This is a genomic window from Halostagnicola alkaliphila, assembly GCF_055379965.1.
This window is the reverse complement of record NZ_AP043827.1, coordinates 86,049-99,134: the sequence shown is the minus strand read 5'-3', so window position 1 is coordinate 99,134 and position 13,086 is coordinate 86,049. Positions and strand designations below refer to the sequence as shown.

The following is a 13,086-nucleotide window of genomic DNA, read 5'->3' as shown; positions in this document are numbered from 1 at the left end:
CCAATGACGTTCGAATCACACCTCGAAGACCTGCCGGAGGATGCACCGTGGGACGAAAAGCCGGGCGAATCGGAGGTCGAACAGTACGACACCGACCAGATTCCCGAAGTCGACATCACCGAAGAAGATCTCCGCGAGTCGAGGGAGAACCCCGAAAACTGGCTGCTCTACGGAAACGACTATCAGAACCGCCGTCACGTGACGGCCGATGTCATTACGCAGGACAACGTCGAGGATCTCGAACTCGAGTACACGCTCGAACCCGGCGACGAGACGAACGACTTTCAGGGGTCGCCGCTGATCATCCACGGCGATCCGCCGATCATGTACTTCACGATCGGGCCGGACATGTTGTACGCGATAAACGCGCGTACCGGGGACCTCCTCTGGACGCACTTTTACGAACCGTACGTCGGTGCGTCGGACGAAACGCCCTCTGCAGAACGGGGGCCGGTTGTGCTCGGCGACACCATCTACAAGAGCACGTTAGACCTCGGTGTCCTCGCGATCGACCGGTACACGGGTGAAGAGGAGTGGTACTACAACGGCGCGGCGGTCTACCGCGGCGAGGTTGCGGACAACCTGATGCACGAGGAACTCCAGTGGGAGCGTTCCCGGGGGACGACGTCCTCGTGGCCGCCGCTGATCTACGACGGCCTGTTGATGAAAGGGAGCTTCGGCGGCGAGTTCGGGGTCTCCGGCTTCTTCGACGCGATCAACCTCGAGGGCAACCCCGAGTGGCGGGTCAATATGACGCCGGAGCACGAGTGGGTCGGCGACTCCTGGATGCACGGCGGCGGCACCGCGTGGCCGCTCGGAGCCATCGAACCCGACGAGGGGACGATCATCGTCCCGTCGGCGAATCCCGGGCCCTGGTACGGGACCGTTCGACCGGGGTTCAACCCCTACACCGCAGGAAAGGTCGCGATCGATATCGAGACCGGCGAACACGAGTGGCACTATCAGGACGCCCCACACGACTGGTGGGACTACGACTCTTCAGCCCCGCCGCTGGTCTTCGAGGAAGAGATCGACGGCGAGACGACCCAATTCGCGACGTGGCCCTCGAAGACGGGCTGGGTGTTCACGGTCAACATGGAGACCGGACAGCTCCACCAGCGAAGCGAGGAGTACGTCCAGCACTTGAACACGTTCTCCTTGCCGCCCTACGACGACCTCGAGTCCGCGCCGTGGATCATGCCCGAACTGGCCGGCGGGACTAACCCGTATCCGGCCGGATACGATCCCGAAACGCGAACGATGATCGTCAAGGGATTCAATCGGCCGATGCGGTTCTCGTGGTTCGAGGTCGAGTACGAGCCCGGTGAAAATTACATCGGCATGGACACGATCCGGGCGGAACTGCCTGATGACGCCGACGTCGAGGAACCGGACGATCCGGTCCACGAGGGAGAGGTTGTAGAAGATCCCGACGATGAAGAGGACGAGGAAGAAGAAGAGGCCGAAGACGAGGACGACGAAGATGAAGAGGAAGAAGCCGATGAAGAACTCGCCGAACCGCCGGAGGAGTGGAACGGCCACCCGGGTGCGATCGCCGGGATCGATCCGCTCACCGGCGAATTGAAGTGGCGTGAATGGACTTCCCCGGGCGATCCGCCGCCACGAGGCGGCGCGTTGACCACGCCGACCGGGGTCACGTTCGCCGGCATCGCGACCGGCCTCATGATCGCCTACGATACCGAGACTGGCGATCAACTGGCGCAGTTCGAAGTGGGTCCCCATGGCGTCGACGGCGCACCGATCAGCTGGTACGATCCCGACGAGGGGAAACAGTTCGTCGCGATCACTGGCGGCGGCGGAACCCACACCGACGCCGAAGACGGAAACACGCTCGCCGTCTTCTCGCTCGAGGAGTAGTCGGCCGCATCTCGAGTCGAAGCAGCGCCAATCGCCGCTTTTTGATTGGTACTGCTACGGAAAAATAACGAGTCTTCAGTCGGATTCGTTTTCGTCTCCGTTTTCACCATCCGCATCGGCGTCGGCTTCCGCATCGTCATCGTTATCGGTTCCGTTTTCGTCGTCTGCGTCTGGATCGTCTTCCGCTTTTTCTTCCTCCTCGTCGTCCTCGTCTTCCTCCCCGGGGACGATCCGGTGGACCTGCCCCTCACCCTCGATAGTCGACGTGTCGGAGGTAAGAACGTACACTTCGCCCTCGTCGTCCCGGCCGAAGCCGTAGACGAGGTGGTTCAGTTCCCCGTCTTCGACGACGTCGCCGTCTCCCTCGACGGAGAGCTCTTCGATCTGCCACACGCCGAGTTCCTCCTCGTCTTCTTCCTCTTCATCTTCGTCGTCCTCGTCTTCGTCCGGCGGATCGACGAACATGTCCTCGAGTTCGTCCGCCTCGTCGTCGACGTCTTCGGGCCAGCCGTCGGGTTGCCGTGCGAGAAAGAGCGTTCCCGGACCTTCGCCGTCCTGGCTCCAATCGCCGAAGACGTACGTGTCCTCGAGATCGTCTACCTCGTCGCCTTCGTACGTGAACCCGCCGACGACTGCCGTTCCGATCCGTTCGGCTTCGTCGTCCTCTTCGCCGCGGTCGACATCTTCGTTGTCGCCGTTTCCGTTATTGCCGTTGTCCTCGCCGTTCGCATCGTTTCCGTTTTCGTCGTTTCCGTTCTCGTCGTCCTCGTCGTACGCCAGATCGTCCGGATGCTGCGGATACTCGATCACCGGATCGAGCAACGGTTCGCCCCCGCGGACGTCTTCGGGCGTTTCCACGGGGCACTCCTCCGGCGGATCGTTGGGCGAGTCCGTACTGAAACAGTGGCGACCTTCGCGGACGTTCCAGCCGTAGTTCCCGCCGTTTTGGACGTGATTGATTCGGTTGAAGTTGTTCTGGGCCACGTCCGCGGCCAGCAACTCGCCATCTTCGGTGAACGACATCCCCCAGGGATTGCGCATCCCCCATGCGTAGTACTCCTCGAGGCCGTCTCCCTCGAGGTCCTCCCCTTCGGCGAAGGGGTTGTCGTCCGGAATGCCGTACGCTCGGTCGTCGTCCGCGTTTGTTTCCTCGTCGTTCGCGTCACCGTTTTCGTTGTTTCCGTTCTCGTCCTCGGCTTCTTCGTCCGCGCCGTTTCCGCCGTCGACATCGATCCGAAGAATCCCGCCGAGGAGGTTCTCTTCGGTGTCCTGGCCGTTTCCACCTTCGTTCTCGTCGTACCAGTCCTCGACGTGGCCCGCATCGGCGTCGTTCTGTCCGCCACCGTCGCCGGTCGTCACGTAGAGGTGCCCGTCGTCGGGCCCGAACGCGATCGGCCCCGCGTTGTGGTTGAACTGCGGTTGCGGGATCCGGAGGATGATCCGTTCCGAGTCCGGATCGCCCTCCTCGAGGTCGTCGTGGGCCTCGAATTCGGCCAACACGTCGGTGTGATCGAACTCCTCGGGAACATCGTCTTCGGGAATCTCCTCCTCGTCCGGCGGCGCGCTGTAACGGACGAAAAACCGGCCGTTTTCCTCGAACTCGGGGTGGAACGCGAGTCCGAGGAGCCCCCGTTCGTCGAATCCCTCGTCGAGTTCGACCATCCGATCCTCAATGTCAAGAAATGGCTCATCTTCGACCCCATCATCGCCGAGAACGTGTATCTGTCCGGTTTGGTCGACGACGAACCGTCGATTCTCGTCTTCCTCGGCAACCTGTAGGCTGATCGGCGCGGTCAGGCCGTCGGTGACGGTCTCGAGACCGACGGTCGGTCCGTCGCCGATGATCTCGTCGGGATCATCCTCGACTTCTTCATCCGGTTGTTCGTCCTCGTCGGCGAACTCGATTTCGCCGCGCATTGATTGGGGATGCGGGCCACAGAAGTACTCGGCCATCCCCTCCTCTGCGGTAAACTCAACCTCCTGGGTTTCGCCGGTTCCGGAGATCACGTCCGTTTGAACGAACTCTTCTTCACCTTCCTCGTCTTCGATGACGAAGTTGTGTCCGGCTCCGTCCCCGTTCTCCCACGTGAGCGTGTACTCTTCCCCCTCGACCAGCTCGAGGGTCGGATTCCGCTCGTCTTCGATTTCTTCGGGTGATTCGCCGACCCAGCCGCTCGTTCGCCCCTCGAGTTCGATTTCGCCGTCGATTTCGTCTTCCTGACCGATGGCGACCGTCGCTCCGAGGACCGTTGCCGAACCCAGTGCGGTTGATTGTAGTACGGTTCGTCGTGAAAGTGGATATTTGTTGTTTCCTGACATTGATGGCGTGTGATTGCCCTCTGTCTCTCTGTCGGCCCTGACAACTCGCAATCGCTATCTCCCGCAGGTGATAAAAAAGTAAGTCTCGTTCAATAAGCGGGGCTGATCGTTCTCTCGACAACACGATCTTATTCGAGATTGCCGGTCGAAATATCGGATTTTCGGCGGTAATCAGTTTTTTCGTCGAGGGGATGAGTGGCGGAGTCGATTGGAACCGAAGTCGATCCGCGATAGGCGGATACCGACGGTTACGGCGACCAGCGGAAAATCGCCGACTCTTCGGGAGTTTCGGGAGCGTAATTACAGACGAACAGGTTTTCTGACTGCCCTGGTATCGCCCCGAACGTCACGTCAGACGGCTCGACGAGACCGTCGTCGGCCGTTGCGATCGTTTCCGCGTCCGCATCCGGACCGACGCGAACTAACGTACTCTGCAGGATGGCGGCGACGTAGAGATCCTCCTCGAGCGGGTGCATTTCGATGCCGTCCGCGCCCAGAAGCTCCGGGTCCTCGAGGAACGTTTCGCCGTCGCCCGCGCCCCCGTCCTCGTCGATCGAAACGCGGACGAGCCGTCCGACATCCTCGCCGTCGATTTCGTCGTCAGTAACGGCGACGAACAAGTCGCCGTCGGGATCGATAGTGAGCCCGTTCGCCCCGAATTCTTCCGTATCGAGGCTATCGTCCTCGAACCAGACGGATGCGGCGGTGTCGGGGTCGTCCGCGTCCAACGGCACCTCGTAGACTGCGCCGCCGAACGACTCCGTGAAGAGAAGCCGATTGCGGCGTCTATCGTACTCGATCCCGTTCGGGAATACTTCGTCCGCTTCGCCGACGATGGCAAACGGTTCCGCTTCGGGAACGTCAGTTGCATCTTCGTCGACCGGTTCGTCCTCGTCTTCGCCAGCCGGCTCATCCTCGGCATCAGGTCCTGTTCCGTCCTCATTCCGCGGCACTTGCCAGATGCCCGTCTCCGCACCGGCGTGCAACGCGACGTACAACGTCCCGTCTGGCGTCACTTCGACGCCGAAGGCCTCTCCGGGGAGTTCGCCGACCTGCTCGGCGTCCTCGATGGTGAGCCCCGTTTCCTGGGTCTGCTCCGGCGTAATTCTCCAAACTTCGCCGGCGGTGATGCTGAAGTAGAGCGCCCCGTCTGCGTCGATCGCGAGGTTCTCCGGAACGCGTTCGCCGGGAATATCGACGACCGTCTCGAGGGATGCTTGTGCCGTCGCGGTCGTGCCAACGGCTGGGAGAGCGATGCTCGCACCGACGGCCTGCAACGCCGTTCGTCGAGTGAAGTGGACCATCGAGTTTGTCTCCACCGATCCTGTCCGTAAGTATCCCACCACCGGAAACATTCACCGGAACCTTCCTTCCGGAGCTCAAAGCGGCTCGAGGTTCCGAATTGGTTCGTTCGGGATGCGGTCAGGATCGATCCGTTTTACCGTCCCGTAATCCTTCTTTTCCACAAATATTTCATATTGACTACTGTTCCGAACCAGCTCTGAGTCGCCACGCTATACTGGAAATATCCTCTTTTCTGGTCCGGTATATTCTCTATCGAGGGTTCCGTGTATACTTTTCCAAGGGAAGATTCTCTCTAAACACTGAGGTTTATACATACATCCCCTGTCTCATGGGTATGCTCGAGTCGACCGGACTCTCGAGTCGACGAGCGTACCTCCTCGCGACCGGCGCGCTCTCGACGAGTCTACTTGGCGGGTGTCTCGACGCCGACGATGGATCCGACGTGCTTGGCGACCCCGAGTACGTCGAAGACCGTCCCGATCCGGGCGGCGTTTCGATGGAGGAGATGCCGGATTTGAACGGTTCGCTGACGGTGTACTCGGGGCGTAGTCAACCCCGTATCGGCGAGTTGATGGAGTACGTCGAGAACCTGTACGACGACTTTACGCTCGAGATACGCTACGACGACACGGCGGATCTCACGAGCGCCATCGAAACGGAGGACGAAACGCCGGCGGACGTCTTCTACGGGAGCGAAACCCAGTCGATGACCCACTTCAAGGAGGAAGGGTATACCGTCCCCTTGCCCGACGACGTCCTCGAGTTGGTGGACGGCGATTCCGTGGACCCGGACGGCCATTGGCTGGGTTTCACTCGCCGGTTCCGGGCGGTAGCGTACAACGCCGACAGCTTCGAACCGGACGACCTCCCGGACGATATTTTCGCGTACGCGGAGGACGAGCGCTTTCAGGGAGACCTGATGTGGCCGCCGGATCAGGGCTCCTTTCAGGCGTTCATCACGGCGATGCGACTGCTCAGCGGCGAAGCGGAAACTCGAGCGTGGCTCCGCGGGATGATCGACGACCAAGACGTGGTCGCCTCACCCGGGGGCGACAGCGCGCTCGCACAGGCAGTCGGCGACGGCGAAGTCGGTATCGGACTCACCAACCACTACGTGGTTCGGGATCACGGCGGTGATTCGGTCGAGTTGGCGTTCACGAGCGACGATGCGGGCGCGATGTACAACGTCACCGGCGGGACGATCATGGAGGCGAGCGATAATCAGGAAACTGCCGCCGACTTCGTCCGTCACCTCGTCTCCGCGGAGGCCCAGGAGTTCTTCGCGACGACGACGTGGGAGTACCCGACGATAGACGGCGTCGAACCGCTCGAGGAACTGCCCGGAACCGACGAGTTCGATCCGCCCGAATTCGATCTGAACGAGCTGGCCGATCCCGAACCGACGCTCGAACTCCTCCGGTCGGAGGACGTGTTGTAGCGGCTCCCGGGTATTCGCCCGCTCCCGGAGTAGTACCAAGAGGCGGTCGATCACGGCGATCCAAGATGCCAACCACTGATCCGTTCGAAATCGACGAGGCGAACCCGACAGGGAGCGATCACCCCCACGATGAGGAGAGCGATTCGGAGCTTCCGCTCGGGCTCACGTTACTCGCTGCAGCGGTCGCGGCGGTGATCGTCGTTCCGGTTCTCTGGATCGGATTCGTGGCGCTGAACGTCGATCCCGAACGCGCGATCTCGATCGTGTTCCGATCGAGGACCCTCGAGGTGCTACTCAACACGCTCTTGCTGATCACGTTGGTTACCGCGTTCTCCGTGCTTATCGGGGTCCCGCTGGCGGTACTGACCGTTTTGACCGATCTTCCGTTCAGTCGGTTTTGGATGGTTGCCCTCTCCCTCCCGCTGGTGATCCCGAGTTACACAAGCGCGTACGCGTACATTTCGGTCTGGGGGCCCCACGGGCTGGTCCAATCCCTGCTCGACCCCCTCGGTATCGGCTCGCTCCCCGAAATTTACGGGATGCCGGGGACGGTGTTCATCCTCACGCTGTACAATTACCCGTTCGTCTACATCACGACCGTCGCGGGATTGCGTTCGTTCGACAAAACGTATTTAGACGCCGCGCGCACGCTCGAGACGGATCTGTCCGCGGTCTTCAGACGCGTCGTGCTCCCGATGGCGAAACCCGCGATCGCCGCGGGGGCGCTTCTGGCGGCGCTCGAGACGGCCGGCGATTTCGGCGTCCCGGCGATGTTGCGGTTGGACGTTTTCACGCGCCAGATATACGTCGAGTACAACGCCCTGGCTCACGATTACGCCGCGCTCCTGTCCTTGCACCTCGTCGCGATCGCCCTCGTTATCCTCGCGATCGAGTACCACGTCCGCGATCACCAGTCCGTCCACGGCGGTGCACGGGGGGAATCGCGCTCGTATACAATTTCCCTCGGGCGGCTGAAATGGCCCGCGGTCGCCGCCTGTTCGCTGGTCGTCCTCCTCGCAATCGTGCTCCCGGTCGCCTTTTTGCTCTCGTGGCTCGTTCGCGGCCCCGAGACGTACGTCGGATCGTTCGGATTTCGACCTGAGTACGCGATCAACTCGATGTCCGTCTCGCTGCTCGCCGCGCTCGCCGCCGCGGTGCTCGCGCTGCCGGTCGCGTATCTGGCCGCCAAGCATCGGTCGCCCGTTTCGACGGTCCTCGAGCGCGCGACCTACGTCGGCTTCGCCATTCCCGGCGTCGTCATCGGGCTGAGTCTCGTCTACTTCGGGTCGTCGTACCTGCCGGCGCTGTACCAGACGGTCCCGATTCTCGTCTTCGCGTACGTGGTGCTCTACCTTCCGTTGGCCGTCGGAGCGGCGCGAACGTCGTTTATTTACGTTAATCCTCACTTCGTCGAGGCCGCTCGAGCGCTGGGCTGTACGCCGGTACAGGCGTTTCGACGGATAACGCTCCCGCTGGTGGTTCCCGGAATCGTCGCCGGCGGCGCGCTCGTCTTCCTTCACGCGATGAAGGAGCTTCCGGCAACCCTGTTGCTTCGACCCACCGGCTTCGAGTCGCTCGCGACGTTCATCTGGATGGCCGAGCGAAACGCCTACTACAGCTACGCGGCGGTGCCCGCGCTCGTGCTCGTCTGCATCTCCGGTATCGCCATCTTTGGTGCCCTCCCCGGAGACCGCCGGGAGTACTGGTCGTTCCTCCGTCGCGACAGCAGTAACAGTGGACTCGACGACTCGAACACCGACGAGGGAGCGACGGGCGCAGACTCGGCCGTCGAGCGGGAAACGACGGATGAAGGCGGGCACTCCGGAGACGGGGGTGACGGTGACGTGTCCCTTTTTCGGGACCAAGCCCGCGACCCTCTAGAAATCCTCGGCGAATCAGGCGCTGTGACGGACTCCGAGGATCGAACCCGGAGGGCGCCGGACGGCGGCTACTCGAGAGCACCCGTCGAATCCGGGTCGGATCTCGTCCCCGCCAGGGAAGCCGAGTCGAGCGACGAAGACGAGGACGTCGTTCTCGAACTCGAGGGCGCGACAAAAACGTACTCGGGGGGAGCGGCCATCGACGACCTCTCGCTCTCGGTTCGCGAGGGCGAACTGCTCACGCTTTTGGGACCGTCCGGGTGCGGGAAGACGACGACGCTCCGGCTGATCGCCGGGCTGGATCGTCCCGATACGGGCGTCGTCCGACTCAGAGGCGATTCTATCGCGAACGAAACTGAATTCGTGCCCACCGAGAAGCGCGACGTGGGAATCGTGTTTCAGGACTTCGCGCTCTTTCCGCACAAGACCGTCGCGGCGAACGTCGCCTTCGGCCTCGAGGAGGAACCGCAGGCGAAGCGGGACGAAATCGTCGACGAGGTGCTCGACCTCGTCGGCCTCGCACAGTACCGGGAACGATACCCGGACGAGCTATCGGGCGGGCAGAAACAGCGCATCGCGCTCGCTCGCTCGCTCGCACCCGAACCCGATATCCTCCTGCTCGACGAGCCGCTGTCGAACCTCGACGCCGGGCTCCGCGTTCGGATGCGCGAAACCGTCGCGGACATTCTCGACGCCGTCGACGTAACTGCCGTCTGGGTCACGCACAACCAGGAGGAGGCGCTCTCGGTCGGCGACCGAACCGCCGTCATGAACGGGGGATCGATCGAACAGATCGCGCCGCCGCGACGGCTCTTCATGCGGCCCGCGTCGCGAATGGTCGCCGACTTCCTCGGCCGGGCGAGTTACCTCACCGGTCGCCCCGCCGACGGTGCGCTCGAAACCCCGATCGGCCCCGTCGAGTTCGACAAACTCGTGACGTCGGGGGGCGGGCCGTCGGAACCGCTCGAGGTCCTGCTCCGTCCGGACGATATCGCCGTCACGCCGCGGTCGGCCGACGACGCGGACGGGTGGATCGTCAACCGGCAGTTCAACGGCCCGACGGTTCGGTATCGGATCGAACTCGAGAACGGCACCGTCCTCGAGAGCCGGCACTCCCACGAGGAGTGGCTCGAACCTGGAACGCCGGTTGCGGTGACGATCAGCGCCTCGCACGAGTTACCGACGTTCGAATCGACGCGCGAGTAACTGCATCAGAACCCTCCCTCGAGCGATAGCCGTCGATCCTCGAGCGATCGCTGTCCGCAGTCAAGCGATAGCCGTCTCCCACTCGAGCGTAACCACCCTCGTCGTCCCGATTGCGTTCACTGACCCGCCGTTTCCGTCTCGATGTCTTCGGTCTGCAGGACGAACGCCCGTTCCGGCGGCGGGGCGATACGCAACTCGAGGGACTGACGGAGCACGTAGTATTTTCGATTCCCGCGCATGTACCACTCGACCAGTTCGGCCTCCTCGAGCGTCGAGAGGTGATGCACCGCCGTTTTCCCGTCCATTCCGGTCGCCTCTGCGAGCTCGGAGACGTACATCGGCTCCCGGGAGAGTTCGCGCAGGATCTCGAGGCGCGTCCCGTTCCCGAGCACGTCGATGAGTGACATACGCACATCTTCGACGGCCGGCACAAGAAGGATTTCCCAGGCAAGAGCCGCTTACGTTTCGGATACGCTGAACGTTGGTCCCGACTTTATCACGTGGATCGTCGTACGGCGACGTATGAGCGACCGGGTCACGTTGCCTGAGGACCGAGACCGAGAACTGCGTACGATCACCGACGGCTTTTTCGAACGGGAGGTGTACCTCTCCCGAAACGAGACGGCCGCGTTCCTCCGGGATCTCGCCGACCAGCTCGAGGCCGACACGTCGATCACGGTCGCCGGGTCGGACTGGGAGATCCCCTTCGAGTATCGAGACCCGATCGAGGTCGAAATCGAGTTTACGAAGCAACGCGAACGCGAACTCGAGATCGAACTCGAGTTTACCGAGGAGAGCGGTGGAGAGGGGCTTTCGATCCGCTAATTTTGGCTTCGATCCGTTCACTACGTACCCGACCGCTTCGGTCTGGACGACTTCCCCGCAACCCTGCGGAGGAAGGTAACGTTCTGAAACGCCGTTTTCCAGGGGAAGAGGGTGTGTTGTTGGAAGACGTACCCGAGATTCGCCGTCGCTTGGGCCGCTTCCGGGGCGTCCCTGTCGACCAAGACCCGGCCGCTCGTGGGTTCTTGAAGCCCTCTGATCGCCCGCAGGAGCGTCGTTTTCCCGTAGCCCGATGGGCCAATGATCGTGACGAACTCGCCGGAATCGATTGCGAGGTCGACGTCCTCGATCGTCGTGAGATCCTCGAAGGCGACGGTCAGTTCGTCGACTTCAATCATCGTCTTCCACCCTGGTCCCGTGTCCGCCCTGTCCATTCATCGAACGCGCCGCCCTGAGCAAGCGCGGCACGGAGATTGGCCCACTCTTTCGGCGAGTGCCATCCCCAGCCGTGCTTTCTCACGGCGTCGCTCGGTCCGAACGCCTCCCGCGCCCGTTCGAACGTTCGGACGATTCGGTCGGTCGATTTATCGCCGTTTTCGGCGATCTCGACCGCCGCGGGCTCCGGATCATCGATCGCGCTCGCCCATCCGCCGACGATCGTCGACAGCAGGGTTTCGACCATCGTCGCTCGCGACTCGAGCGTCGATTCGCTCGCGACCACGACCGGGCCGTAGACGGGAAACTGGTCGGTCATCGTGAGGGTCTCGACCGTCCGCGTCGCCGATTCGAATCGTTGCGGATCCGGCCCCATTCCCGTTACCGCATCGACCGAGCCCGACTCGAGCGCGTTTCGCTCTTCTCCCTCCACGTCGACGAGTTCGACGGCGTCACGGAGCCCCGCTTGCTCGAGGAGTAGTCGTCCGAGCAGTCCAGTCTCCGTGTCGATCGGCATGCCGACCCGTCGCCCTCGTAACCGCTCGAGGGAATCGAACGGCTCGCCGAAGCGCTCGCGGGTCGTAAAAAGCACGACCGTCGAACGCTGGAAGAGGACGGCGACCGGAACGATCGACTCGCCGCGCGCTCGTTCCCGAACGACCGTCGCCGCACCGGCGATTCCAACGTCGCTTTCTCCCGCTCGAATGCCGTCGATGACACGTCGAGATCCGGTGTGCGCTTCGAACGCGAGTTCGACGGCCGACTCGGAGTCGACGTTCGATCTCTCTCGAGCGGCAAACAGTGGGAGGTGAAGTGCGTTCGGCCGCCAGTTGAGCCCGATCACGATCCGTTCCCGTCGATCCGTCTGATTCGTTTTCGGAGTCGACCGATCCGTTTTCACGTCCGCAATCTCGATGCTGTCGGTGTCCGCGCCGCCGGTACTCGTGGCATCGGCGTCCTGATCCGATGGAAACCGATCCCTGAACCGTTCGCTTTGCTCGAGTAATCGTTCTGCGTGGTGTTCGTACAGCCGACGCGCGGTGTCGTCGCGACGGGAAACTGCGTGCCAAGCCTTGGGCGGTCTTCCCGGATCGGTCGTCTTGACCGTGGTTTCCTCGATGATCGCTGCCGCAGCGAGCTCGTCGAGCGCCCGTTTCGCGGCGCTCTTGCTCACGTTCGTTCCGACGTGAATCGCCGTTTCCGTCGCCGTCTTCGAGAACTCGTCGTCCTCGCGTCGGCGCTGGAGGTACGCGAGCACTCGAGCGCCGTCGTCGCCGAGCCCGACTGCGAACCGGTCGACCAGCGGTTGGTCGCTCGCCGTGAGCACGGGGAATTCCTGAACGTCCATCAGCGGACGTACCACAGCAGGGGTATTGTTGTTGGTGGGGTGTTCGAGCGGACTACTGCGTCGTCGATTCGGCGGTCACACCGACGAGGCGTCGGTCGGAACCGACCTGCGGGACGCGTTGTGCAGCCCCGAGTTCGAACGGCTGCTCCTCCGCTTGGGACAACGCGGTTTCGGTGAAGAAAAACGCCCGAAGCGACCGGGCGTACTCGTACCGGATGACGTACGTTTCGTAGGCGGAGTCGATGCGCTCCGGTCGCCAGTCGAGGCCGCTCTCGAGTACCGTAAACCGGGCGTTCGGCGTGAATTGATACGGGAACATCATCCCCTGAGCGGTCGTCGGCTCAGCGTGTTCGGTTGCCCCTTCTGTCTCGGTCGCACCGACGCTGTTCGAGCCGCCGATGAGCACACCGGTGGTCGCGAGCAGTCCGTGTTTTATCAGCCGTCGACGCGACGGCCCCGTACTCGATGGTGAGTTGTCGCCCGTCATCTGGAAT

10 protein-coding genes are annotated in these 13,086 nt (G+C 62.5%); 4 read left to right on the top strand and 6 right to left on the bottom strand.

The genetic code is table 11. From position 1 onward, the window contains the following. Positions 1-3 precede the first annotated feature (3 nt). Positions 4-1,878 (top strand): dehydrogenase, encoded by a 1,875-nt coding sequence (locus ACZ5C7_RS22505; protein ID WP_464378743.1) that lies wholly within the window; start codon positions 4-6, stop codon positions 1,876-1,878. A gap of 75 nt (positions 1,879-1,953) precedes the next feature. On the opposite strand, the gene ACZ5C7_RS22500 is transcribed toward ACZ5C7_RS22505, so the two are convergent. Beyond that, complete coding sequence (locus tag ACZ5C7_RS22500; protein ID WP_464378742.1) at positions 1,954-4,197, bottom strand: PQQ-dependent sugar dehydrogenase; 2,244 nt, start codon at positions 4,195-4,197, stop codon at positions 1,954-1,956. 248 nt (positions 4,198-4,445) lie between these two features. Next, entirely contained in the window at positions 4,446-5,501 is a 1,056-nt protein-coding gene (locus ACZ5C7_RS22495) for an SMP-30/gluconolactonase/LRE family protein (RefSeq protein ID WP_464378741.1), read from the bottom strand. A gap of 335 nt (positions 5,502-5,836) precedes the next feature. Here ACZ5C7_RS22495 and ACZ5C7_RS22490 point away from each other — a divergent pair, with 335 nt between their 5' ends. Both ACZ5C7_RS22490 and ACZ5C7_RS22485 read left to right on the top strand, forming a co-directional pair. After that, a complete protein-coding gene (locus ACZ5C7_RS22490; RefSeq protein WP_464378740.1) occupies positions 5,837-6,940 on the top strand; it encodes an extracellular solute-binding protein in 1,104 nt (367 codons plus the stop codon). Between the two features lie 65 nt (positions 6,941-7,005). Then, positions 7,006-10,026 carry an ATP-binding cassette domain-containing protein gene (locus tag ACZ5C7_RS22485; RefSeq protein WP_464378739.1) on the top strand — a complete coding sequence of 1,007 codons (3,021 nt, stop codon included), beginning with the start codon at positions 7,006-7,008 and terminating at the stop codon, positions 10,024-10,026. Between the two features lie 116 nt (positions 10,027-10,142). Here the strand turns inward: ACZ5C7_RS22485 and ACZ5C7_RS22480 are convergent, their stop codons facing one another. Continuing rightward, complete coding sequence (locus tag ACZ5C7_RS22480) at positions 10,143-10,433, bottom strand: ArsR/SmtB family transcription factor (protein ID WP_464378738.1); 291 nt, start codon at positions 10,431-10,433, stop codon at positions 10,143-10,145. Between the two features lie 115 nt (positions 10,434-10,548). On the opposite strand from ACZ5C7_RS22480, the gene ACZ5C7_RS22475 reads away from it, so the two are divergent. Continuing rightward, entirely contained in the window at positions 10,549-10,851 is a 303-nt protein-coding gene (locus tag ACZ5C7_RS22475; RefSeq protein WP_464378737.1) for an amphi-Trp domain-containing protein, read from the top strand. A gap of 20 nt (positions 10,852-10,871) precedes the next feature. Here the strand turns inward: ACZ5C7_RS22475 and ACZ5C7_RS22470 are convergent, their stop codons facing one another. From ACZ5C7_RS22470 to ACZ5C7_RS22460, 3 genes are read right to left on the bottom strand one after another with little or no spacing between them, the layout of a single operon-like run. Continuing rightward, positions 10,872-11,207 carry an ATP-binding cassette domain-containing protein gene (locus tag ACZ5C7_RS22470; RefSeq protein WP_464378736.1) on the bottom strand — a complete coding sequence of 112 codons (336 nt, stop codon included), beginning with the start codon at positions 11,205-11,207 and terminating at the stop codon, positions 10,872-10,874. After that, positions 11,204-12,592, bottom strand: coding sequence for an ABC transporter substrate-binding protein (locus ACZ5C7_RS22465; RefSeq protein ID WP_464378735.1), 1,389 nt, complete (start codon positions 12,590-12,592; stop codon positions 11,204-11,206). The genes ACZ5C7_RS22470 and ACZ5C7_RS22465 overlap by 4 nt, the downstream gene beginning before the upstream one ends. A 52-nt stretch (positions 12,593-12,644) precedes the next feature. Beyond that, positions 12,645-13,079, bottom strand: a complete 435-nt coding sequence (locus ACZ5C7_RS22460) for a hypothetical protein (protein WP_464378734.1) — start codon at positions 13,077-13,079, stop codon at positions 12,645-12,647. Between the last annotated feature and the right edge of the window lie 7 nt (positions 13,080-13,086).

What these genes read in the sequence shown, in the direction of transcription:
- ACZ5C7_RS22485 (WP_464378739.1), top strand. Translation starts at nt 7,006, where the DNA reads ATGCCAACCACTGATCCGTTCGAAATCGACGAGGCGAACCCGACAGGG.
- ACZ5C7_RS22470 (WP_464378736.1), bottom strand. Translation starts at nt 11,207, where the DNA reads ATGATTGAAGTCGACGAACTGACCGTCGCCTTCGAGGATCTCACGACG.
- ACZ5C7_RS22490 (WP_464378740.1), top strand. Translation starts at nt 5,837, where the DNA reads ATGCTCGAGTCGACCGGACTCTCGAGTCGACGAGCGTACCTCCTCGCG.
- ACZ5C7_RS22495 (WP_464378741.1), bottom strand. Translation starts at nt 5,501, where the DNA reads ATGGTCCACTTCACTCGACGAACGGCGTTGCAGGCCGTCGGTGCGAGC.
- ACZ5C7_RS22460 (WP_464378734.1), bottom strand. Translation starts at nt 13,079, where the DNA reads ATGACGGGCGACAACTCACCATCGAGTACGGGGCCGTCGCGTCGACGG.
- ACZ5C7_RS22480 (WP_464378738.1), bottom strand. Translation starts at nt 10,433, where the DNA reads ATGTCACTCATCGACGTGCTCGGGAACGGGACGCGCCTCGAGATCCTG.
- ACZ5C7_RS22505 (WP_464378743.1), top strand. Translation starts at nt 4, where the DNA reads ATGACGTTCGAATCACACCTCGAAGACCTGCCGGAGGATGCACCGTGG.
- ACZ5C7_RS22475 (WP_464378737.1), top strand. Translation starts at nt 10,549, where the DNA reads ATGAGCGACCGGGTCACGTTGCCTGAGGACCGAGACCGAGAACTGCGT.
- ACZ5C7_RS22500 (WP_464378742.1), bottom strand. Translation starts at nt 4,197, where the DNA reads ATGTCAGGAAACAACAAATATCCACTTTCACGACGAACCGTACTACAA.
- ACZ5C7_RS22465 (WP_464378735.1), bottom strand. Translation starts at nt 12,592, where the DNA reads ATGGACGTTCAGGAATTCCCCGTGCTCACGGCGAGCGACCAACCGCTG.